This is a genomic window from Glutamicibacter sp. M10, assembly GCF_025452055.1.
Lineage (GTDB): Bacteria > Actinomycetota > Actinomycetes > Actinomycetales > Micrococcaceae > Glutamicibacter.
In genome coordinates, this window is sequence record NZ_CP104918.1 from 2,072,322 (window position 1) to 2,094,715 (window position 22,394).

The 22,394-nt window shown below is 56.7% G+C and carries 20 protein-coding genes and 1 pseudogene; 12 read left to right on the forward strand and 9 right to left on the reverse strand.

Annotation, left to right across the window (positions count from 1 at the left end):
• Positions 1–72 precede the first annotated feature (72 nt).
• From N6V40_RS10135 to secG, 11 genes and pseudogenes are all read left to right on the forward strand, one after another.
• Positions 73–645 (forward strand): HAD hydrolase-like protein, encoded by a 573-nt coding sequence (locus tag N6V40_RS10135; protein WP_262197542.1) that lies wholly within the window; start codon positions 73–75, stop codon positions 643–645.
• A complete protein-coding gene (locus N6V40_RS10140; protein WP_131088431.1) occupies positions 646–1,317 on the forward strand; it encodes a lysophospholipid acyltransferase family protein in 672 nt (223 codons plus the stop codon). It begins immediately after the preceding gene.
• A 3-nt stretch (positions 1,318–1,320) separates the two neighbouring features.
• Complete coding sequence (gene uvrC, locus N6V40_RS10145) at positions 1,321–3,267, forward strand: excinuclease ABC subunit UvrC (protein WP_262197543.1); 1,947 nt, start codon at positions 1,321–1,323, stop codon at positions 3,265–3,267.
• 9 nt (positions 3,268–3,276) lie between these two features.
• The gene (gene rapZ / locus N6V40_RS10150) at positions 3,277–4,170 is read left to right on the forward strand and encodes an RNase adapter RapZ (RefSeq protein ID WP_131088429.1); all 894 of its coding nucleotides are present in this window, start codon (positions 3,277–3,279) and stop codon (positions 4,168–4,170) included.
• Positions 4,171–4,174: 4 nt separating this feature from the next.
• Positions 4,175–5,197: a gluconeogenesis factor YvcK family protein gene (gene yvcK / locus N6V40_RS10155; RefSeq protein WP_131088428.1), complete on the forward strand. Its 1,023-nt coding sequence runs from the start codon at positions 4,175–4,177 to the stop codon at positions 5,195–5,197.
• Positions 5,198–5,224: 27 nt separating this feature from the next.
• Positions 5,225–6,204, forward strand: a pseudogene (gene whiA, locus N6V40_RS10160) (DNA-binding protein WhiA).
• Positions 6,205–6,265: 61 nt separating this feature from the next.
• A complete protein-coding gene (locus tag N6V40_RS10165) occupies positions 6,266–6,895 on the forward strand; it encodes a superoxide dismutase (RefSeq protein WP_131088426.1) in 630 nt (209 codons plus the stop codon).
• A gap of 182 nt (positions 6,896–7,077) precedes the next feature.
• Positions 7,078–8,085: a type I glyceraldehyde-3-phosphate dehydrogenase gene (gene gap / locus N6V40_RS10170; protein ID WP_131088425.1), complete on the forward strand. Its 1,008-nt coding sequence runs from the start codon at positions 7,078–7,080 to the stop codon at positions 8,083–8,085.
• A 16-nt stretch (positions 8,086–8,101) separates the two neighbouring features.
• The gene (locus N6V40_RS10175) at positions 8,102–9,331 is read left to right on the forward strand and encodes a phosphoglycerate kinase (RefSeq protein WP_131088424.1); all 1,230 of its coding nucleotides are present in this window, start codon (positions 8,102–8,104) and stop codon (positions 9,329–9,331) included.
• A 3-nt stretch (positions 9,332–9,334) separates the two neighbouring features.
• Positions 9,335–10,150 carry a triose-phosphate isomerase gene (tpiA, locus tag N6V40_RS10180; protein ID WP_131088423.1) on the forward strand — a complete coding sequence of 272 codons (816 nt, stop codon included), beginning with the start codon at positions 9,335–9,337 and terminating at the stop codon, positions 10,148–10,150.
• A 22-nt stretch (positions 10,151–10,172) separates the two neighbouring features.
• Positions 10,173–10,424, forward strand: a complete 252-nt coding sequence (gene secG / locus N6V40_RS10185; RefSeq protein WP_131088422.1) for a preprotein translocase subunit SecG — start codon at positions 10,173–10,175, stop codon at positions 10,422–10,424.
• A gap of 80 nt (positions 10,425–10,504) precedes the next feature.
• Here secG and N6V40_RS10190 read toward each other — a convergent pair whose 3' ends face one another.
• From N6V40_RS10190 to N6V40_RS10220, 7 genes are all read right to left on the reverse strand, one after another.
• Positions 10,505–11,476: a GlgX family protein gene (locus N6V40_RS10190; RefSeq protein WP_262197548.1), complete on the reverse strand. Its 972-nt coding sequence runs from the start codon at positions 11,474–11,476 to the stop codon at positions 10,505–10,507.
• Positions 11,461–12,606: a GlgX family protein gene (locus N6V40_RS10195; RefSeq protein WP_262197549.1), complete on the reverse strand. Its 1,146-nt coding sequence runs from the start codon at positions 12,604–12,606 to the stop codon at positions 11,461–11,463. Before N6V40_RS10195 ends, N6V40_RS10190 begins: the two co-directional genes overlap by 16 nt.
• Entirely contained in the window at positions 12,603–13,865 is a 1,263-nt protein-coding gene (glgA, locus tag N6V40_RS10200) for a glycogen synthase GlgA (RefSeq protein ID WP_262197550.1), read from the reverse strand. The genes N6V40_RS10195 and glgA overlap by 4 nt, the downstream gene beginning before the upstream one ends.
• The gene (locus N6V40_RS10205; protein ID WP_262197551.1) at positions 13,802–14,050 is read right to left on the reverse strand and encodes a glycogen/starch synthase; all 249 of its coding nucleotides are present in this window, start codon (positions 14,048–14,050) and stop codon (positions 13,802–13,804) included. The genes glgA and N6V40_RS10205 overlap by 64 nt, the downstream gene beginning before the upstream one ends.
• A 6-nt stretch (positions 14,051–14,056) precedes the next feature.
• Positions 14,057–15,391 carry a glucose-1-phosphate adenylyltransferase gene (gene glgC / locus N6V40_RS10210; RefSeq protein WP_131088419.1) on the reverse strand — a complete coding sequence of 445 codons (1,335 nt, stop codon included), beginning with the start codon at positions 15,389–15,391 and terminating at the stop codon, positions 14,057–14,059.
• Complete coding sequence (gene glgB, locus N6V40_RS10215) at positions 15,388–17,580, reverse strand: 1,4-alpha-glucan branching protein GlgB (protein ID WP_262197553.1); 2,193 nt, start codon at positions 17,578–17,580, stop codon at positions 15,388–15,390. The genes glgC and glgB overlap by 4 nt, the downstream gene beginning before the upstream one ends.
• A 110-nt stretch (positions 17,581–17,690) precedes the next feature.
• A complete protein-coding gene (locus N6V40_RS10220; protein ID WP_262197555.1) occupies positions 17,691–20,129 on the reverse strand; it encodes a glycogen/starch/alpha-glucan phosphorylase in 2,439 nt (812 codons plus the stop codon).
• A 116-nt stretch (positions 20,130–20,245) separates the two neighbouring features.
• Here N6V40_RS10220 and N6V40_RS10225 point away from each other — a divergent pair, with 116 nt between their 5' ends.
• Positions 20,246–20,644, forward strand: coding sequence for a hypothetical protein (locus N6V40_RS10225; RefSeq protein WP_262197557.1), 399 nt, complete (start codon positions 20,246–20,248; stop codon positions 20,642–20,644).
• A 7-nt stretch (positions 20,645–20,651) separates the two neighbouring features.
• Here the strand turns inward: N6V40_RS10225 and N6V40_RS10230 are convergent, their stop codons facing one another.
• Positions 20,652–21,083 (reverse strand): hypothetical protein, encoded by a 432-nt coding sequence (locus N6V40_RS10230; RefSeq protein WP_131088417.1) that lies wholly within the window; start codon positions 21,081–21,083, stop codon positions 20,652–20,654.
• Between the two features lie 598 nt (positions 21,084–21,681).
• On the reverse strand, positions 21,682–22,392 hold the full coding sequence (locus tag N6V40_RS10235; RefSeq protein WP_262197559.1) for a potassium channel family protein: 711 nt from the start codon (positions 22,390–22,392) through the stop codon (positions 21,682–21,684).
• Positions 22,393–22,394 lie beyond the last annotated feature (2 nt).

Consider the following 22,394-nt stretch of genomic DNA (forward strand, 5'->3'; position numbering starts at 1 on the left):
CATTACTTCGGGAATTCGCCATGCCCTTGTGGCTCACGGATTAGCCGATCCGGGGAGTCACGAGTTGAAGCTTTGGTCGGTCCACCGTTGCAAGTGGGACTTCGAACCATTGAAGGCGTCACCGACACAAACATCGATCAAATCATCGCCACTTACCGTACGCGCTACGAAGAAGCCGGCATGGATGAGTCGAAGGTGTATCCCGGGATCATCGAGCTGTTGCAGGCACTGCGTCGCGCGAATATCTACGTTGCGGTCACGACGGCAAAACCGGTGAATATTGCCCGGTTGTTATTGGACCGCAAGGGATTGACCGAACACCTTGATGCAATCCACGGTAACGACGGTGAACACGGCGCCATGGGTTCAAGCAAGACACATATTGTTGCTGCCGCATTGAAAGACGCCGAGTTGGACGCGTCGTCCAGCGTAGTGATCGGCGATCGATACTACGATGTGGATGCGGCACGAGAAAATTCGGTCTCATCCGTCGGCGTAGCTTGGGGCTTCGCTCAAGGGGACGAACTTTCCCATGCTGACCTACTAGTAGACACCACGCAGCAATTGGCCGTAGCTCTGCTAGGGAAGCAGGCAGCTAAATCATTAGAACTTGAACCAAACGTCATGCAGGAAGGTGCAAAATAAATGAGCATCTACACCATGACCCGTTCTTCGATTCGCGGCGTCATCCATGGCGTGTGCCGTGCCGAGGTTACCGGACTTGAAAACGTCCCCAAGGAAGGCGGATTTATTGTCGCCTCCAACCACCTCTCCTTCTTTGACTCGCTCATTATCCAAGCCTTGACGCCCCGCGACGTGGCATTTTTTGCGAAGGCAGAATATTTCACAACTCCCGGAGTCAAAGGAAAGTTGATGAAGACTTTCTTCGAATCCGTAGGCTCAATTCCAGTACAGCGTGGTGAGCAGGCTGCCTCGGTGGCTGCCCTGGATTCACTAGTGGAGATCATCGAAGAAGGCGGGGGCATCGGAATCTATCCCGAGGGCACCCGCTCGCGCGACGGTAAGCTCTACCGCGGTCGAACCGGTGTGGGTTGGCTTGCGCTAACCACTGGTGTTCCTGTGGTTCCTGTCGGACTGATTGGTACTGAAAAGTTACAGCCTGCAGGTTCTAAAGGATTTAGGCCCGCAAAATTCCAGATTCGTTTTGGTGAACCACTGCAGTTTGACCAGCTGGGGCGCAAACATCCGCTGCCGCAACGTCGTCAGGCAACTGACCAGATCGTGGATGCGATTGCCGCTCTGTCCGGTCAAGAACGCGTGGATTCATACAACCAGTTACCTCCAGACGCGAAATGACCCATGGCTGATCCAGCAAGTTACCGTCCGAAAACTTCGGACATTCCAACTAACCCCGGTGTGTATCGTTTCCGTGACGAACACGGCCGGGTGATTTATGTTGGCAAAGCCAAAGTTCTCCGCAATCGACTGACGTCTTACTTCGCCAATCCAGATCGGCTCACGCCCAAAACACGGACCATGGTCTACACAGCAGGCAGCGTGGAATGGACCGTTGTTGGTTCAGAGCTTGAAGCTCTGCAGCTGGAGTACGTCTGGATCAAGGAATACAACCCGCGGTTTAATATCGTCTTCAGAGACGACAAGTCTTATCCCTATCTTGCGATCACGCTCAACGAGAAATACCCTCGTGCGTTGGTCATGCGTGGAGATAAGCGCAAGGGCGTTAAATACTTTGGCCCCTTTTACCCCGCCAAAGCAATCCGCGAAACTCTAGATACCCTGCTGCGTGTCTTCCCTGTGCGCAGTTGCGCCCCTGGTGTTTTTAAACGAGCAGAAGCCTCGGGGCGCCCGTGTCTGCTCGGATATATCGACAAGTGTTCCGCACCCTGTGTGGGCCGGATCTCCCAGGAAGACCACCGCCAGCTCGCCGATGATTTATGCACCTTCATGGGTGGCGAAGCAACCAAGTTCACCAAGGCACTAACGGTGAAAATGCAGGATGCTGTAGCGGAATTGGAATACGAAAAAGCCGCCCGCTACCGTGATGATATCGCCGCATTGAAGCGAGTCTTTGAACGAAACGCAGTGGTTTTGGACGACCGTACTGAAGCCGATATTTTCGGTGTGCACGGCGATGAATTGGAAGCATCCGTTCAGGTGTTCCATGTTCGAGACGGTCGAATCCGGTCACAGCGCGGTTGGGTTGTTGAGAAGGTCGCGGACGTAACCGACGCCGAATTTGTAGAGCAATTGCTCACCCAAATTTATGCTGACCACGCGGACCGCATTCCTCGTGAAATTCTTGTGCCATCCCTACCCGATGACATTAACGACGTGACGCAGTGGCTTTCAGAGCTACGCGGTTCCAAGGTTTCTTTGCGCGTTGCCCAACGCGGCGACAAGGCTGCGTTGGCCGGGACTGTGAAAGAGAATGCGGAACAGGCACTTCGACTTCACAAGTCCAAGCGTGCAGGGGACATCACAACCCGTTCCTTGGCCATGCAGGAACTTCAGGAAGCACTGGGTACCCAACAAGCACTACTGCGTATTGAGTGCTACGACGCGTCGCATACTCAGGGAACCAACGTGGTTGCCTCCATGGTGGTCTTTGAAGATGGGCTTCCGAAAAAGAGCGAATATCGTAAGTTCTCGATCACTGGGGATGCCGCACGCGACGATACCGCGAGCATGTACGACGTCATTTACCGACGCTTCAGCCGCTACCTCAAAGAGAAGGTTGACCCTGCCTCCTTTGCAACTGGTGCGGTGACCGAGGATGAGATAGGGGAGAGCACCAAAAAGAAGTTCTCTTACCCGCCGTCATTGGTGATCGTGGATGGTGGCCCGCCTCAGGTTGCTGCCGCGCAAAAAGCCATGGACGATCTGGGGATCGACGATATACCTGTAGTTGGTCTAGCTAAGCGCTTGGAAGAACTGTGGCTACCGGATGATCCGTTCCCGGTGATTCTTCCGCGCGCTTCTGATGCGCTGTACCTGGTCCAACGATTGCGCGATGAGGCGCACCGATTCGCCATCACCTTCCACCGTGAGAAGCGTGCCAAGTCCATGATTGCCTCTGATCTGGACGCTGTCCCAGGTCTTGGCAAAGCTAAGCAAGCAGCGCTGCGTAAGCACTTTGGCTCCATGAAGAAGATCCGTGCAGCAAGTATTGCTGAACTGGTTGAAGTCCCAGGGGTGGGAGAGAAACTTGCGACAATCATCAAAGACTCCCTCGAAGATGCTTCACTTACTGGTGTGAATATGACGACAGGCGAAATTGTCGACTAGCCTTGGAATATGACCGCTGAGTATGAAGCCGTAAAACCGCCTGAGTCTGAACTGGTGATCGTAACTGGCATGTCAGGTGCCGGTCGAACCACCGTTGCCCACGCCTTGGAAGACCAGGGCTGGTATGTGGTGGAGAACCTGCCACCGGCCATGCTTGGCCCGCTGACTGAAATGATGAGCCGTTCGCAGGGATCCATCCCCAAGATGGCCGTAGTCATGGACGTGCGTTCCAAAGAAATGTTCCCGGAGATTCGCGACGCGCTAGCCAACCTGACAGCTAGCGGAGTGAAATTCCGACTGGTCTATCTCAACGCCAGCGATGAAGTTCTGATCCGACGATTTGAACAGGGTCGCCGCCCGCATCCGCTACAGGGTGACGGTCGAATTGTTGACGGGATTACCAAGGAACGCGGTATCACCGATCAGCTGCGCGAAGCCGCGGAAATCGTCTTGGACTCTTCAACGATGTCGGTGCACGATCTGGCGCGTTCGGTGACCGAGCTCTTTAGTGAGTCCGGTCCGATCATCCTACGCATCAATGTCATGAGCTTTGGCTTCAAATACGGTCTTCCAACCGATGCCAACTACGTGGCCGACGTGCGCTTCATCCCTAACCCACACTGGGTTCCAGAGTTGCGCCCCCAGACCGGACAGGACAAAGAAGTTTCTGACTACGTCTTGAACCAAGAAGGCACTAGCGACTTCATTGAGAACTACCTCAAAGCTCTTGAGCCTGTATTTGAGGGCTACCGCCGCGAAAATAAGCACTATGCCACCATTGCGGTAGGCTGCACCGGAGGAAAGCACCGCTCGGTTGCCACCACCATTGAACTTGGCCGACGATTGGCACAGTTCCCTAACGTTCGCGTGAGCATCAGCCACCGCGATCTAGGACGCGAGTAAAAACATGGCCTTTGCAACCGGTCCCATTTCGATTCAGGGACTAACCCGAGGCGACGATCAGCGCAACCCTTCAGTTGTCGCATTGGGCGGAGGGCACGGTCTGTCCTCCTCACTGTCGGCACTACGCCGACTGACTACCGAGCTCACCGCCGTTGTAACCGTGGCCGATGACGGTGGAAGTTCAGGGCGCCTACGTGGCTCCTTTGACGTGTTGCCACCGGGGGACTTGCGGATGGCTTTGGCTGCGTTATGTGACGACACCGATTGGGGCCGAACCTGGCGCGATGTCATGCAACACCGCTTTGCATCAGACGCGAACCTTGAAGAGCCACTGAACGGTCATGCGGTAGGAAACCTACTGATTTTGGCCCTGTGGGAACTTTTGGATAATCCAGTGGCAGGACTACGTTGGGCTGGAGCGTTGCTTGGCGCACGCGGCCAGGTTCTGCCGATGAGTACCATGCCGTTGTCCATCCATGGGGATGTGCTCGAATCCGATGAGAATGACTCGTTGGTTCGTCGAAGAATTGAAGGTCAAGCGAAACTGGCACGCGCCGGAGCCGGTGGTTTGGTCACCAATGTTCGTTTGGAACCAGCCGATGCGCCGGCATGCTCCGAGGCTTTGGAATCCATTGAGCTGGCCGACTGGGTCATCCTAGGTCCGGGATCTTGGTACACCTCGGTGCTGCCACATTTACTGTTGCCCGATATGCGTCAGGCAATCGCGTCAACTACAGCAAAAAAGCTGCTGACGATGAACTTGTCGATGGATACCGATGAGACCAACGGGATGGATGCTGCAGCGCATCTTGAAGTGCTCAGCCGCTATGCGCCAGAAGTAAAATTCGATGCGATTATTGCTGATGAATCCAAGATTGTAAATCGTCAGAGATTTGAGCTGGCAGCGCAAAAACTGGGTGCACGCGTCTTTTTTAGTACAGTAGGAGTATCTGACGGTCGTGCAGTGCACGACCCGTTGCGACTAGCGGCGGCCTATCACGAGGTGTTTACCGCGATCGGATCTTAGGAAGATCCTAGTAAGGGAGTTTGATTCATGGCATTGACGGCTTCCGTCAAAGACGAGCTGTCGCGAGTAGAGATTCGCAAACCTTCGGTACGTAAGGCCGAGGTTTCGACCATGCTGCGCTTCAGCGGGGACTTCATATTGTCTCCGGGCGAATTGTCATTGAAGCTGAGGTGGATCTCGCTGCAACTGCCCGTCGGCTTAAGATGGCCATCGGCGAGTTGTACGGCCACGAGGCAGAGATCGTTATGGTCTCAGGTTCCGGCATCCGTAAGGGTAGTCGTTACATCGTCCGCGTCGCCAAAGACGGAGAAGTGCTCGCTCGGCAGACTGGGCTACTAGATCAGCGAGGTCGACCTGTTCGAGGTTTGCCTTCGGTGATCGTTAACGGTTCCACGGCCGATGCTGAAGCAGTCTGGCGCGGCGCCTTCTTATCGCACGGTTCCTTGACCGAACCCGGGCGCAGTTCTGCATTGGAAATTACTTGCCCCGGCCCAGAGGCAGCATTGGCGCTTGTTGGCGCGGCTCGACGTTTGGGTCTGACGGTCAAGGCCCGCGAGGTGCGCGGCGTTGACCGTGTGGTGATCCGCGACGGCGACGCAATTGCGCAGCTTTTGACCCGCATGGGTGCCCACGATGCCTTGATGGTGTGGGAAGAACGCCGCATGCGTAAAGAAGTTCGTGCCACGGCCAACCGGCTGGCAAACTTTGATGATGCCAACCTGCGTCGCAGTGCCCAGGCAGCAGTTGCTGCTGGCGCTCGCGTAGAACGCGCACTGAGCATTCTTGGCGAGGAAGTTCCTGAGCACCTTCGCTACGCTGGGCTGCTTCGCTTGGAGCACAAACAAGCTTCCCTCGACGAGCTCGGTCGTATGGCTGAGCCCCCAATGACTAAGGACGCCATAGCTGGTCGAATTCGTCGCTTGTTGGCCATGGCTGACAAGAAGGCCAGTGATCTGGGAATACCAGGCACGGAGTCCAGCGTTCCAGTAGACGAACTGGAACATTAAAAATGTCCCCGTGGGAGCCCTCCTACGGAGATTCATCCGAAAGAGAAAATTGAGGAGAATCATGGCTGTATATTCACTGCCAGAACTGCAGTACGACTACGCTGCACTCGAGCCAAACATCTCGGCTCGCATCATGGAGCTGCACCACTCCAAGCACCACGCAACTTACGTTGCTGGCGCTAACTCGGCACTGGAACAGCTGGCTGAAGCCCGCGAAAAGGGCGAATTCGGTAACATCCCGAAGCTGTCCAAGGACCTGGCATTCCACTTGGGTGGACACACCAACCACTCGATCTTCTGGAACAACCTGTCCCCAGAGGGTGGCGACAAGCCAGAGGGCGAGCTGTCCGCAGCAATCGATGAGTTCTTCGGCTCCTTCGATAACTTCCGCGCTCACTTCACCGCAGCAGCAATGAGCCTGCAGGGCTCGGGCTGGGCTGTACTGGCGTACGACGCACTTGGTGGCCAGCTGGTTATCGAGCAGCTCTACGATCAGCAGGGCAACATTCCAGTGGCAACCACCCCACTGCTGATGCTGGACATGTGGGAGCACGCCTTCTACCTGGACTACGTCAACGTGAAGGCTGACTACGTTAAGGCTTTCTGGAACATCGTGAACTGGGCAGACGTTCAGGCACGTTTTGAAGCAGCTCGTAAGGGTGCAGCTTCGCTAATCGTTCCAGGTAAATAAGTAATCTGGTAAGTTAGCTCACATTCTGCGCTTAAATAGCGTAGTATGTTTCAAGTGTGTTGCGGATCCCGGTGATCCACTGGGATCCGCAAAGCACGGCACAACGGAGTGTCCTTCAAAGAAGGCCACTTCCGTTTGCGGACGGTCGTGGCACAATCATCCCGTTTAGAGGAGATAGTCACGTGACAACTCGTGTTGGTATCAATGGTTTTGGCCGTATCGGACGCAACTTCCTGCGTGCAGTATTGGCACACAAGGCAGACATCGAAATTGTCGCCGTCAACGACCTTGGTTCAATCGATTCGCTTGCTCACCTGGTGAAGTTTGACTCTGTACTCGGCCCAGTGGGCGAGGCAGTATCCGTAGATGGTGACACCATCGTTGTCGGAGAACGTCGCATCAAGGTACTTTCCGAGCGCGATCCAGCAAACCTTCCATGGGGTGAATTGAACGTCGACGTCGTCATCGAGTCGACTGGTTTCTTCACCAAGGGTGCAGACGCCGGCAAGCACATCACCGCCGGTGCAAAGAAGGTTATCATCTCGGCTCCGGCCTCCGATGAAGACATCACCATCGTGATGGGTGTTAACCAGGACAAGTACGATCCTGCAAACCACAACATCATCTCGAACGCATCATGCACCACCAACTGCTTGGCCCCACTGGCCAAGGTTCTGAACGATGAGTTCGGCATTGTTGATGGCCTGATGACCACCATCCACGCATACACCGCTGACCAGCGCCTGCAGGATGCACCTCACAGCGACCCACGTCGTGCACGTGCTGCTGCATTGAACCTGATCCCTACTTCGACCGGTGCTGCTAAGGCTATCGGCGTAGTAATGCCAGAGCTCAAGGGCAAGCTGCACGGTTACGCAATGCGCGTTCCAGTTCCAACCGGCTCGGCAACTGACCTCACCGTCAACCTTGCTCGCACCGCAACCGTTGAAGAAATCAACGCTGCATTCGAAAAGGCTGCTTCTGAAGGTGCTTTGAAGGACGTTCTGGAGTACTCGACTGATCCACTGGTTTCCACTGACATCGTCACCAACCCACACTCCTCGATCTTCGACTCCGGTCTGACCATCGTTATGGGCAACAGCGTGAAGGTTGTTTCGTGGTACGACAACGAGTGGGGCTACTCCTCACGACTTGTTGACCTTGTCGGATTCGTGGGATCAAGCCTCTAGTCGATAACCTAGAGATATGTCTTCTCACACTATTGACGAATTGATCGCTGACAACGGTGTCCGCGGACGGCACGTTCTGGTCCGCAGTGACCTGAACGTGCCGCTCGACGGTGCAACTGTGACCGATGACGGCCGCGTACGCGCATCTTTGCCGGTCATCACCAAGCTAGTTGAAGCAGGTGCAAAGGTCATTGTTATGGCGCACCTGGGCCGCCCTAAGGGGCAGTTCGATGCGAAGTACTCGATCGCACCTGCAGCACAGCGCTTGAACGAACTTGCCGACTTTGATGTAACGGTTGCCGAGGATGTTGTGGGCGAATCCGCTCGCAAGGCCGCGGCAGACCTTGCTGAAGGTTCTGTACTGGTTCTTGAAAATGTTCGCTTCGATGCTCGCGAAACCTCTAAGGTTGACGCAGAACGCGAAGAGTTCGCCAAGGAATTGGCTGCTCTGACCGGCGAAAACGGCGCTTACGTGAACGACGCTTTTGGCGCCGTACACCGCAAGCACGCTTCGGTTTATGACATCGCAAGCTTGCTCCCTAGCTACCAGGGTGACCTGGTTGCAACCGAAGTCAAGGTTCTCAAGACCTTGACTGAATCTCCTAAGCGCCCCTATGTGGTGGTTCTGGGTGGTTCTAAGGTTTCGGACAAGCTTGCAGTTATTGACAACCTGCTGGGTAAGGCCGATCAGTTGCTGATCGGTGGCGGCATGGCTTTCACCTTCCTCAAGGCTCAGGGCTACGCCATTGGCGGCTCGTTGCTTGAAGAAGACCAGATTTCCGTCTGCGAAGATTACCTCAAGCGCGCTGAGCAGCTCGGTTGCGAGATCATCGTTCCTGTTGACGTTGTAGTCGCCGAGAAGTTTGGTGCCGACGCCGCACACGAAATCTTGCCAGCTGACGAGATCGAAGAAGCGAGCTTCGGTTCCAACGGATTGGGCCTGGATATCGGACCTAAGTCGGCAGAGCAGTTTGCAAGCTACATCACCAGCGCAAATACCGTGTTCTGGAATGGCCCAATGGGCGTATTCGAGATCCCGGCATTCGCTGAAGGTACCCGCACTGTTGCTCAGGCACTGGCCAACTCGGAAGCGTTCAGCGTTGTCGGCGGTGGCGATTCAGCCGCAGCCGTACGTGCCCTGGGCTTCTCGGAGGACGACTTCGGTCATATCTCCACCGGTGGCGGAGCATCCTTGGAGTACCTCGAAGGCAAGACCCTGCCGGGCGTTGCCGCATTGGAAGGTTAAGAAATGACCATTTCGCAGAACGGCGCCTTTGTGCGCCAGCCGCTGATCGCTGGCAACTGGAAGATGAACATGGACCACGTCCAGGGCATCACCCTAGTCCAGAAGCTTGCGTGGACCCTCAAGGACCACGAGCACAACTACGATCGTGCGCAAGTTGCAGTATTCCCGCCATTCACGGACATCCGTGGTGTTCAGACCTTGGTTCTGGGCGACAAGCTGGACGTCGTTTACGGCGCTCAGGATTTGTCTGCACAGGATTCGGGTGCGTACACCGGCGAAATTTCGGGCCAGTTCCTGAAGAAGCTCGGTTGCACCTACGTTTTGGTAGGTCACTCCGAGCGTCGTGAATACCACAACGAAACGAACGACGTAATTGCTACCAAGTTGGCGGCTGCTTACCGTCACGAGCTGACCCCAATGCTTTGCGTTGGAGAAGGCTTGGAAGTTCGTAAGGCTGCGGAGCACGTAGAGTTCACCTTGAACCAGTTGGCTGAATCGCTGGAAGGCGTGAGCGCTGAACAGGCAGAAAACCTGGTCATCGCTTACGAGCCAGTGTGGGCCATCGGTACCGGTGAAGTTGCAGGTCCTGCAGATGCTCAGGAAATGTGTGCAGCAATTCGCGGTGCACTTGCCCAGCGTTACGGCCAAGAAATCGCTGAGAAGACTCAGCTGCTCTATGGCGGTAGTGTTAAGGCTGCGAACACGGCAGCGATCATGCGCGAGCGTGACGTTGACGGCGTGTTGGTTGGCGGAGCCAGCCTCGACGCTGAAGAGTTTGCTAATATTGTCAGGTTCGAGCAACACCTCGTAACCGACTGAATCTAGCTAAGGAACCGTCGACTTGGATATTATCAAGATCATCCTGCAGGTACTGCTGGGCATCACAAGTGTCCTGCTAACCCTCCTGATCCTGCTTCATAAGGGTCGTGGTGGCGGTATGTCGGACATGTTCGGCGGCGGCATGACCAGCTCTATGGGCTCTTCAGGCGTTGCCGAGCGCAACCTGAATCGCATCACCATTATTCTTGGTCTTGTCTGGGGCGCCGTGATTATCGGCCTAGCCCTAGTCCTGAGGTTCAGCGCCGAGGCCTAAGCGAACCTTAGATCATCAGCTGCCAATGGGCGCCTTCCACATCATGTGGAAGGCGCCCATTGAGTTTAACAACGTGCGCGCTAAAGACCGGTACTGAGCACCACAACGCTATGAGCCTTGGCAGCGTAACTCTCTGTCACTGCGTCCACCGCGTCCGCCGAGTGTTCAGGCTCGGCGCTGTCCAACTCGATCTTCCATTGAGCTTCGCCCTCCGCAGGAAGCGCAAAGTCGCAGTGGTCGCCAAAGTTGAAAATGATCAGCACACTACCGGTGAGTTCTTCACCGCGTGGATCCTGGGCGCAACCGCGAAGCTGGAGAGCCAACGAACGGAAGGCCGGATCTTTCCAGTGCTCGGCGGTGGGAGCAGATCCACCCGGGCATAACCAACGCACGTCCTTAAACCCGTCGGCGCGCACCTTTCCGTGCAAGAAGCCACGCTGGCGCAGCAACGGGAGTCGCCGGCGTACATCAATGAGCTGACGTACATAGCTGATCAGCTCCCAGTCTGGTTCAGACCAGTCGATCCACCCCAACTCATTGTCCTGAGCGTAGGCGTTGTTATTGCCCGACTGGCTATTGCCCAGTTCATCGCCCGCCAGAAGCATAGGCACACCCTGTGCCAAAAGCAGGGTGGCGAGCATCGCGCGCACACGCAAGCTGCGCGCCGCAACGATCTCCGGGTCGTCGGTCGGTCCTTCTACTCCATGGTTATCGGAGTAGTTCTCACCGTGGCCATCCCGATTCTCCTCTCCATTGGCCTCGTTATGCTTCTGCGCATACGAGACGGTATCACGCAAGGTGAACCCGTCATGGGCGCTGATGAAGTTCACTCCCGCGAGGGTAGTGCGACCGGAGTCATCAAAGAGGTCCGCGGAACCCAATAGTAAGGAACCGAAGTTGGCTTCACCGAGCACTTCGCCACGCCAAGCCCGACGTACCCCATCGCGGAAGCGATCGTTCCACTGAGCGAAGGGGGCAGGGAAGTTGCCCAACTGGTAACCGCCCGGACCAAGATCCCACGGTTCGGCAATGAGCTTCAGCTCGGCGAGCACCGGATCTTGGGCGATGGCCTGCAGGAAGCTGCCTTCCGGTTAAAGCCTTCGGGGCCTCTCGCTACCGCGGTGGCCAGGTCGAAGCGGAAACCGTCAACGCCGAAAGTTTGTGCCCAGTAGCGCAGGCTGTCCATCACCATGCGCAGCACTATCGGGGTATCAACCGCCAGCGTATTGCCGGTTCCGGCGTCGTTAATGTAGTGGCGCTGATCTTCGGCTAACCGAAAGTAGCCAGCATTATCCAGACCACGAAGATTCAGCGTTGGACCTTGATCTCCGCCTTCGCCGCTGTGGTTGTACACCACGTCAAGAATGACTTCGATGCCAGCTTCATGCAGGGTATAAACCAGTTGGCGAAGCTCAGCGATCGCATTATTTTGGGCATAGCGCGGTTCCGGAGCGAACCACGCCACCGGCTGATAACCCCAATAGTTGCGCAGCTCTTTCTCAACGATGTGTGCATCGTCGAGGAAGGTCTGCACCGGCAGAAGTTCCACGGCATTAACACCCAAGGAAACGAGGTGTTCAATCACCGCTGGATGGCCCATGCCGGCATAGGTTCCACGTAACTGCTCGGGAACGCTTGGATGCGCAGCCGAGATGCCTTTCAGATGAGTCTCGTAAATCACCAGATCAGCCAGGTCGTGGCCTGGGCGGTTGCTGGCAGGCTCCGGTCCCGTGGGCGTCGCGGTAATGATGCCGTGAGGTACCACCGTGGCACTGTCGCGCAGATCCAGCACAGGTTCGAGCTCTTCGTTTTCTGCCGGCTCGGTGCCTTCCATCAGTTCGTGATAGCGCACCGGACGGTCCAACGACCGAGCATAAGGGTCGATGAGCAATTTGTTGACGTTAAAGCGCAAGCCATCGTTCGGCCGGAACTCACCGTCGGCGCGCAGCCCATAGCGCGCGCCCGCCCCTAGACCGCCAAAATGGGCATGCCAAATGCCATCTTGACAGTAGGGGAGAGCAAGGCGCTGCTCGGGCTCCTGATCATTATCGGAGAACAGACAAAAGTAAAGCGCGGTGGCCAAAGGCGCGTAGACGGCAACGTTAATCCCGGCAGAATCCACGGTGACACCTAGCGGCCAGGAGCGGCCGGGGGACGCCGTGCCCGCCGGGGTTCTGGTCATGAGATGAGTTCCGTAAATAGCTGAGCATAGACGGCCGCCGATGTGCCCCAGTCCACCGGGGTGTGCAACCCCTGATCGCGCAGGCGCTCCCAGGCTTGAGTATCGGCATACAAGTCCACTGCTCGGCCTAGGGCAAAGCCCAAGCCTCCGGCATCGATGTCACTGAAGGTGAAACCGGTGGCAGTCCCATTTGCCAGATTCTCTGGCGTGGCATCCACGACGGTGTCACGCAGACCACCGGTCGCGGCCACCAACGGAATAGCGCCGTAGCGCAGCCCGATTAGCTGGGTCAGCCCGCACGGTTCAAAGCGTGAAGGAACCAACACTAAATCTGCTCCGGCATATAACCGGTGGCTCAGCCGTTCGTCATAACCGATGTGCAATCCCACCGAGCCTGGATAGCGGGCCGCTAGCTCGCCCAGGGCATATTCGTAGCCGGGGTCGCCGGAACCCAGTACGATGACTGCACCACCGGATTCGATGAAGGTCGGTAGCTTCTCCAGCAACAGGTCTACACCCTTTTGATGGGTGAGTCTGGTGACCACCACAGCCAACGGACCAGAAGGATTTTCGAGAGAGAACTCGTCGAGCAGCGCTTGACGGTTTTCTGCCTTGGCCGTTGAATCCACCGCGCTGTAGTTGGTAACCATCGGATCCGTGGCAGGGTTCCAGACTTCGGTATCAATGCCATTGAGGATGCCCTTGAGCTCGCCGCGCTCGCCCCGCATGGACACTACACCCTCAAGCCCAAAGCCGAACTCCGCGCGGGTCAGCTCCTGAGCATAACTCGGGCTCACGGTGCTCACCTGTGAGGCATGAACCAGTCCCGCCTTCAGCGTGCTGACCAGCCCGTGGTACTCCAAGGCCTCCGAATGGAAGTCCCAGGTGGGAAGGTGCAGTGCATCGAGTTGATCGGGACCAAAAACGCCTTGGAAGGCAATGTTGTGGATGGTCAGCAGGCTTGGGATCGAGGAGCCGGCATACTTCAGGTAGGAAGGCACCAGCCCGGCCTGCCAATCGTGGGCGTGCACCACATCGGGGCGCCAACGATCACTCGTTCCCTCGATTGCAATCCGCGCAGCCACCCAAGACAGTGCGGCAAAACGTACATGGTTATCGTGATGGTCGTGCCCATCAACCACGTACGGGCCGCCGGGCCGGTCAAAGAGATGCGGCGCATCCAGCAACAGCAGGTCTAGGCCTTCGTAGCGACCGGTCCGGACTGAGGCTGGGCCGCCAAAAGGTTCTCTTCTCGCCAAATTCGTCGGGTACGCCCTACCTGCTCCAGCACGCCAGGATAAGCGGGCATCAAGATGCGGGTGCGCCATCCCAGTGGTAGTAGGGCAGCGGGCAGGGCGCCAACTACATCGGCCAGACCGCCGGTTTTGACCAGCGGTGCACATTCGGAAGCAACAGACAGCACACGGCGTTGTCGTTGAGCCATCGGTTCTTATTCTCCCTTCAGCTGCTCTGGGCTCAATTTCAAGGCCCCGTCGAGCACTGCAGCACGGCGGTCGAGCATCGGCTGGGTGATCAGCACAACCCCGGAATCTGTGCGACGGAACCATTTTGAATCCTCGACCGGATCCTGGCCAACGACCAGACCCTCAGGAATGTGCACCCGGCTGTCGATCACACATTTGGTCAGATCGGCGTTGCGGCCCACATCGACGTTTGGCAGGGAGACCACTTGATCCAGCTTCGAGAAGGAGTGCGCTCGGTTTCCGGTAAACAACAGCGAACGGTGAACATCGGCCCCGGAAAGGATGCAATTTCCAGAGATGAGCGACTCGATGGCTTGCCCACGTCGCGCTTCATCGTCGTGGATGAATTTTGCAGGCGGGGTCAACTCGGCGTAGGTCCAGATGGGCCAGGTGTTGTCGTAAAGATCCAGCGAAGGGACGACCTTGGTGAGATCCAGATTCGCCTGCCAGAAGGAATCGATAGTACCGACGTCGCGCCAGTACGGCTCGGTTTCCAGTCCGCCCATGACGCAAGAATCGGTGAACTTGTGGGCGTACGCACTGCCGTTGCGCACCACAGAGGGAATCAAATCGTGGCCAAAATCGTGGCTTGAGCTTGGATCTTCGGCGTCGTTGAGCAACAATTCGCGCAGGAATTTCCAGTTGAACACGTAGATGCCCATGGAAGCCAGTGCCATATCTGGATTCTCCGGCATGCCCGGAGGATTAGCCGGCTTTTCGAGGAAGTCCACGATGCGCCCATTGCGATTAACATGCATCACGCCAAAGCCGGTAGCCTCCTCGCGTGGCACCGTTAGGCAGCCGACTGTCACGTCGGCTTTGGTATTCACATGCTGGTGCAGCATGACCTCGTAGTCCATCTTGTATACGTGGTCACCGGCCAAGATGATCACGTACTCGACGTCGTAGTCATCAACAATATCGATATTTTGGGTGACCGCATCCGCGGTGCCCAGGTACCACTTGTTTTCCTGCACGCGCTGGCTGGCTGGCAGGATATCCAGGTACTCGTTGCGTTCGGAACGGAAAAAGCCCCAGCCACGCTGCATGTGGCGGATCAGCGAGTGTGCCTTGTACTGGGTGGCCACCGCCATTTTACGTACCCCAGAATTTAGGGCGTTGGACAGCGGGAAGTCGATAATCCGCGAGTTGCCACCAAAGTGGACCGCCGGTTTGGCCCGGCGGTCGGTGAGCTCTTCGAGCCGGCTTCCACGGCCACCGGCAAGAACGAAGGCCATCGCCTGGCTGGAAAGGCGCGGTGGTGCACCGGTCAGGTGACGAGTATCAGGTGCTGAATTCATGAGCGTTCCTCCACAAAATAGATTGCCGATAAAGGTGGGAGTGTGAGTAGTGCGGATTGTGCTTCGCCGCCCGCGGGGACGGCTTCGGTTTCGATCGCCCCGCCGTGGCCGCGGTTGGCCCCGTGGTAGCTCTCGGAATCGGTATTGAGGGCCTCAACCCAGCGTCCGGCCACCGGGAATCCGATACGGAAACCGGTGCGATCAACCGGGGTGAGGTTCACGACGACAACTACGTGCGCGTCGCCTGGCTCGCCACGGCGCAGCCATGCGAACACCTGGTGTTCAACGTCGTCGACCAGCAGCCATTGGAACCCTTCGGCACTTGTATCGCGCCGATGCAGGGCGGGTTGCTCGCGGTAGAGCTTATTCAAATCGCGTACTAGGGAGAGCGCCCCAGCATGACCGGGATCGTCAAGCGCATCCCACTCGAGTTGCCCCTGGAAGTTCCATTCGCTGCGCTGCCCGAACTCTTGGCCCATGAACAAGAGCTTTTTGCCCGGGTAGCCCCACATGTAGCCGTAGAAGGCCTTGAGATTGCCAAGTTTGTCGGCGTGGTTTCCGGGCATCCGCGAGTACATCGAACCCTTGCCGTGCACCACCTCATCATGGCTGATGGGCAGCAGGAAGTTCTCGCTGAAGGCGTAGGTGATGCCAAAGGTCAGCTGGTTGTGATGATGTTTGCGATAGACCGGATCCTTGCCGAAGTACTCCAGCGAATCGTTCATCCAGCCCAGATTCCACTTGTAACCAAAGCCCAGACCGCCGGCATCCACCGGGCGGGTGACTCCGGGGTAGGAGGTGGAGTCTTCAGCGATCATCGTGATGCCTGGATGTTGTCCATAGCTGGCCACATTGGTCTGCTTCAGGAATTCGAGCGCCTCATAGTTTTCGTTGCCGCCGTCCTTATTGGCAATCCACTCGCCGTCCTTACGCGAGTAGTCGCGGTTGATCATCGATGCGACCGCGTCTACGCGTAACCCGTCGAGGTGGTACTCATCAAGCCAGTACAGCGCGTTGGCCACCAGGAAATTGCGCACTTCTGGGCGGCCGTAGTTATAGATCAGCGTGTTCCAGTCCGGATGGAACCCTTCACGCGGATCGAGGTGTTCGTACAGTGCGGTGCCATCAAATCGGCCCAGTCCGTGTTGGTCGGTGGGGAAGTGCCCGGGTACCCAGTCGGCAATGACCCCGAGCCCGCGGGCGTGGGCGGCATCAACAAATGCCGCGAACTCCTGCGGCGTGCCGTAACGGACGGTGGGGGCGAATAACCCGACCGGCTGGTAGCCCCAGGACCCGTCAAAGGGATGTTCGCTTACCGGCAGCACCTCGATGTGGGTGAAGCCCAGGTCCGCCACATAGTCCACAAGTTGTGTTGCCAGCTGCAAGTAGCTTAGTGACTTGTTGGTGTTGCCATCGCGACGCCACGAACCTAAATGCACCTCATAGATGCTGATCGGGGCATCAACCGCGTTGATCGACTCGCGCCGGGCGACCCATTGTTCATCCTTCCAGTCATGGGCGCCAAGGGTGCGAACCACTGAACCGGTGGCAGGCGGATGCTCGGAGCCGAAGCCGACCGGATCGGCCTTTAACGGCAGCACTTGCCCGTCCTGGCCAAGTAGCTCGTACTTGTAGACCGTGCCCTCATTATGCCCGGGTAGGAAGAGTTCCCAGACGCCGGTGGCTCCACGCAAGCGCATCGGGTGGACGGTGCCGTTCCAGGAGTTGAAGTCTCCGACCACGGAGACTCGGGTTGCGTTGGGTGCCCAAAGGGCAAAGTGCACACCGGGCACTTGCTCGTGGGTGATCAGGTGCGCGCCGAGCGTCTTCCACAGGCCATGGTGCTCACCTTGCCCAATTAGATGTTCATCAAATTGGCCTAACACCGGGCCAAAGCGGTAAGCGTCCTCGCGTTCCTCCACGTAGCCCGAGGGCCAATGGATGCGCAAACGGTAGTACGGCAAGGCTGGCCCGGTGAACAGCGCCGGATCGCTAGGGTGTGCCTTCAGCTGCACTTCGTCGGTGGCGTTAAACAACCACAGTTGCTCAGCCCCGGGAATGCGCACCCGAACCTGCTTGCCATCTTCGGTGGGACCGAGCATCGCAAACGGGTCCGGGTGCCGACCCTGCGCCAACAGGTGAACCTGTTGCACGTCGAGCACCGAAAGACTCTTGCCTTCGTTAGTCACTGGGACTCCTAGTCGATTCAATTGCTCTCATCCAAACACACTGAGAGCACGCTCAATTCAAGATGACGCAGGTCACGACAGTATTACTCATCGTGTCGTGGAGGCGCGGCCTAAAGTGCGGATTCCACGTCCCAAATTTGCGTCATATATTCGCGAATTGAGCGGTCAGAGCTGAAATACCCCATACGGGCGATGTTCAGGATCGCCATGCGCTGCCAGCGTTCAGGATCGGCGTAGCAAGTGGCCACCTCACCCTGCGCCCGGTCGTAGTCCTCAAAGTCTGAGGCCACCAAGAACCAGTCACTGTTCCACATCGAGTCGAGCAGCCCGTCATAACGATGGTGATCCTCGGGGCTGAAGGTGCCCTCGGCAATAGCCTGAAGCACATCGCGCAGGGTTTGGCTGGCTTCCAGAGCGGTGCGTGAGTGATCGGGTTGAGCCCGGCGTTCGGCGACCTGTTCGGTAGTGAGCCCAAAGAGGAAGAAGTTTTCTTCTCCCACGTGCTCACGGATCTCAACGTTCGCCCCGTCCAGGGTACCGATGGTCAGCGCACCGTTAAGCGCAAACTTCATGTTGCCGGTGCCAGAGGCTTCCATGCCGGCCGTGGAAATCTGTTCGGACAGATCCGCGGCCGGGATCAGTTTCTCAGCCATCGAGACGCCGTAGTTTGCTGGGTACACCACGCGTAACAGGTGCGAGGTCTCAGGGTCGTTGTTAATAACCTCGGCAACGTCGTTGATCAGCTGAATGATCAATTTGGCCATGTGGTAGCTCGGGGCTGCCTTGCCGCCGAAGATCTTGACACGCGGGACCCAATTGGCCTGCGGGTCGCGCTTGATCCGCTGCCAGTGCGCAATGGTCCACAAGATGTTCAGCAGCTGACGCTTGTACTCGTGCAGTCGCTTCACCTGGGCGTCGTACAAGGCATCGGCAGGCAATTCGATGCCATGTTCCTTGGCGAGCCAGCCGGTGAAATGTTCCTTGGCTTGAAGCTTGCTACGGCCGAAGGCGGCGCGGAAGGCTGGATCCTCGACGTAAGGCTCCAGATCACGAAGTCGTTCCAAGTCGGTTTCCCAACCGGCGCCAATAGTATCGGTAATCAACGCAGCCAATGATGGGTTGGCTAGCTTAAGCCAGCGACGCGGAGTGATGCCGTTGGTGATGTTCACGATGCGCCCGGGGTGCAGGGCGTTGTGTACCGGGAACAGGTCCTTGCTGACCAGTTCGGTATGCAGCGCCGAAACGCCGTTCACCTTGTGGCTGGTGGCGAAGGCCAGGTCGCCCATGCTGACCTGGTCGTGGCTGATCAGGCGCACTGGGTCCGGGGATGATCCCTGCAGTTCAACAAACTGGGTGTCCAACGTTTCGATGATCTGCAAGTGGCGTGGAAGCACCTTGCGCATCAAGCCCACACTCCAGCGCTCCAGGGCCTCGGGCAGCAACGTGTGGTTGGTGTAGCCCAAAACTTCGGTGGCAGTCTTCACTGCCGAATCGAAGTTCACGCCGTGCTCGTCCACCAGCAGGCGGATCAGTTCCGGGCCGGCTATCGCTGGGTGGGTGTCGTTCATCTGGATGGCAACAAACTCCGGGAGCTTGAGCAAATCCTGATGCGTGGCGAGGTGGCGGCGCAGGATGTCCTGCACGGAGGCGGAGGTCAGGAAGTATTCCTGGGAGAGCCGTAGCTCCTTGCCGCCTTCGGTGGTGTCGTTCGGGTAGAGCACTCGGCTCAAGCTTCGCGCCAATGCCTCGGGCTCGGATGCAGCAGCAAAGTCGCCGGCGTTAAAGCGGTTCAGGTCAAAGAGGTCGGCGCTTGGCATGGCCGCCCAGAGGCGCAGGGTATTGGCCCACTGTCCGCCGTAACCAACCACTGGTGTGTCGTGGGCGGAGGCGAGCACCTTGGAGTTTGGTGACCAGATTGAGGCGCCGTCGTGTTCGGAGAGTTCGCCGCCAAAGCCCACTGGGTAGGCGGCTTCAGGGCGTGTGAAGTCCCACGGGTTGTCGGTAGCCAGCCAGTTTTCTGGGGTTTCGATTTGCCGCCCGTTTTCAAAGTGCTGGCGGAACAGTCCATGTTCGTAGCGCAGGCCGTAGCCGTACGCCGGACAGCCCATGGTGGCCATGGATTCCAGATAGCAGGCAGCCAAACGACCCAACCCACCATTGCCCAATGCCGCATCAGGTTCGCCCGCGGCCACTTCATCAAAGCTCAAACCGAATTCCGCAAGTGTCTGAACCATGACATCGCGTAGTCCCAGGTTGATTGCTTGGTCTTCAAGCAGTCGGCCGATCAGAAATTCCATCGACAGGTAGTAGACCCGTTTGCGGTCTTCGTCCCAGGTGCGGCGGGTCGCACCAAACCAAGGATCCACCGCGTAGTCACGGACCGTGTGGGACAGGGCCATCCGCCAGTCGAAGAGTGAAGCTTGTTGCGGACTCTTACCGACTGTGTACTGCAGGTGACGTAACAGTTCTTGGCGGAACTGTGCGGGTGTCGTCACCGGATTTGCGGCATTGGTATCGCGGAGATCTCGGGCATCAATTGGTTGCGACATGTACTGCTCCTGTTGGCTTAAGTGGAACGTGAGTTTCGAATTGTGGCGCCTGAAATGTGACATTACTATAGGGCGCGCAATCTGTCTGCGGTGGTTACTTCAATGAGTCAAAAAACGTGTCGGACGTCATATTCTTCATCGTCGTTCCGGACGAAATACACGCCAGCATTTTCGGACTGGCACTAGGGGAATGGAAGTTCGCTGAGAACGTTCAGCCAAATAGTTCGCTGAAGACAATCGCGGTACAAGAGGTGCGCCTCGTGCGCTGGCCTACCTCGCCAGAGATAAACCGCGCAGCTTTGCGTATCCGGTCATCCAAGTCCAAAAAGTCCGCCTACCGGTTCGTGGTCGGTAATCTTCTTCCTTCTCCTGCATTGCTGGCTGCTTGGCTCAGCCACGGCGGCGAAATCCGTCCAAGCAACTCGCGCAATTTAGAAAGTTGCATCTATCGTTGCCGCAATTTCGCCAGATTGTGGTGGTTTGTTGACTCTGAAAGGGCATCGAAGGCTCTCTAGGGAGGTATCAAGCGGCAGTCCTAGCGGCGATTGCTCTTTCGCTAGGTTGAAAAATGTCCTTGTCGGAAACTAATAGATGCGATAACATCTGGTGTGTAATATTCGACACTCGCAATGTCGATGGAGATTTTTTGAAGAAAATAACAGTGCGCTTGACGGCAATTATCGCGACGTATGCGGTTTTGTTCTCGTTAGTAGCGGTACCAGTGCAAGCGGTCGAATCTGTTAAGAGTGTTGGGTTACCTGCTGCGACGACGCCTTGTTCGTTCACTCCTGAAACTACTGCGGTTGACTTAGCGGAAAGTTCGACCGCTGCCGTTGATTCGGGGCCAGTTGTCGCGAACCCAGCATGCGCTGCGGTTGCAGGTTGGCAGAGAACATGTTCCGCGACGGGAAAAGTATATTCCAGAAATATCTGGGTGAACTTCAAATCAGGCACGAATCCGTGCAAAGGAGCGTATCTGGTACTACGCCGTAACGACGGAAAAATGAACAGAGTAGTAGATACACGTACCTATAAGAGTCTCAACGAATGGTGTGGCAAGAGACCTTTCGACTGTGCAGTCGCGACTGGAGGATTCTTTTTCATTGCCGGATTACTGATTGGTCCGTGGAATTCGTGACTAGGCCTCATTCTCTAATCGTGTTGGCTCTTCTTCTGATACTGTCGCTTGCTTTGGTAAACCTTCCCGAATCCATAGGTGCGTTTTCGCGAAATTGGTTGGCTGGTCTCTCGGGTTTTGTCCTTTGGCTAATCATGTTTGGCTCGCTGCGGAGGAAGAACAAGTAGTACCGAGCGGATTCTAGGGGTCTACGTATCACCAGTATTCATGGTCACGTCAGCCTGCCGTGCTTACAGGTGTGGCCTTCGTACCGAAACTGAGTGCTGAAAGCTAGCTAAAACCTAAGGTCAAAAGCCGCCAATGGGCGCCTTCCATGATGAGTTGAAGGCGCCCATTGAGTTTTGGGAGCTATGAAAATTGGGCGACGGCACCAATAACGCCTCGGCCGCAGCTGGGTTCTTACGGGAGCAACGGTTAGGCAAGGTTCTTACGGGAGCAACGGTTAGGCAAGTTGCCCAAAGGCTTCGTTATCGGCAACTGAACCGAGTACCAAGAGCTGATCACCAGTGTGTAATACCGTATCGCCCTCGGTATTTTCCATTCACCGTCTGCGTTTGTCGTTGCAGCGATGGTGACGCGGTACTTGTTGCGCACGCCGGCATCGCTGAGCTTAGTACCCTGCAGAATTGAAGGTGCGTCCATTTTGACCATTGCGTAGCCGGGATCGATTTCAAGGAAATCGATCAGCGATCCGCGTACAAGGTGCGCAACAAGCTTGCCCATGTCCTTCTCTGGGTACACGATGTGGTGGATACCTATTTGTTCAAGGACTAGACCATGTCGGTCATCTTGCGCTTTAGCCCAGATCTGCGGGATTCCCATGCTGACCAGCAGGGAACAACACAAAATTAATGATTGCCAGTGGCTGCCGACGGCAACAACAACTCGATCAAATTCATGAATCGATAATTGTTCCAGGGTCTCTCGGTTGGAATCATCTGCACGTACTACCTGAGTCAGTTCGCCGTTTAGGGCCTGAACGGTATGCTCCGGTTGATCAATGCCTAACACATGCGTGCCCGACTTCATCAGTTCTAGGGCCAAGGATTCGCCGAAACGACCCAATCCAATAACTGCTACAGAATCGGCATTAGCCAGTTGATTGTTCGTGTTGTGGACGTTCAATA

Coding starts and splice junctions, on each gene's coding strand:
- N6V40_RS10175 (WP_131088424.1), top strand. CDS start 8,102: ATGTCTTCTCACACTATTGACGAATTGATCGCTGACAACGGTGTCCGC.
- rapZ (WP_131088429.1), top strand. CDS start 3,277: ATGACCGCTGAGTATGAAGCCGTAAAACCGCCTGAGTCTGAACTGGTG.
- glgC (WP_131088419.1), bottom strand. CDS start 15,391: ATGAATTCAGCACCTGATACTCGTCACCTGACCGGTGCACCACCGCGC.
- N6V40_RS10205 (WP_262197551.1), bottom strand. CDS start 14,050: ATGGCTCAACGACAACGCCGTGTGCTGTCTGTTGCTTCCGAATGTGCA.
- N6V40_RS10195 (WP_262197549.1), bottom strand. CDS start 12,606: ATGACCAGAACCCCGGCGGGCACGGCGTCCCCCGGCCGCTCCTGGCCG.
- tpiA (WP_131088423.1), top strand. CDS start 9,335: ATGACCATTTCGCAGAACGGCGCCTTTGTGCGCCAGCCGCTGATCGCT.
- N6V40_RS10140 (WP_131088431.1), top strand. CDS start 646: ATGAGCATCTACACCATGACCCGTTCTTCGATTCGCGGCGTCATCCAT.
- N6V40_RS10220 (WP_262197555.1), bottom strand. CDS start 20,129: ATGTCGCAACCAATTGATGCCCGAGATCTCCGCGATACCAATGCCGCA.
- yvcK (WP_131088428.1), top strand. CDS start 4,175: ATGGCCTTTGCAACCGGTCCCATTTCGATTCAGGGACTAACCCGAGGC.
- N6V40_RS10165 (WP_131088426.1), top strand. CDS start 6,266: ATGGCTGTATATTCACTGCCAGAACTGCAGTACGACTACGCTGCACTC.
- uvrC (WP_262197543.1), top strand. CDS start 1,321: ATGGCTGATCCAGCAAGTTACCGTCCGAAAACTTCGGACATTCCAACT.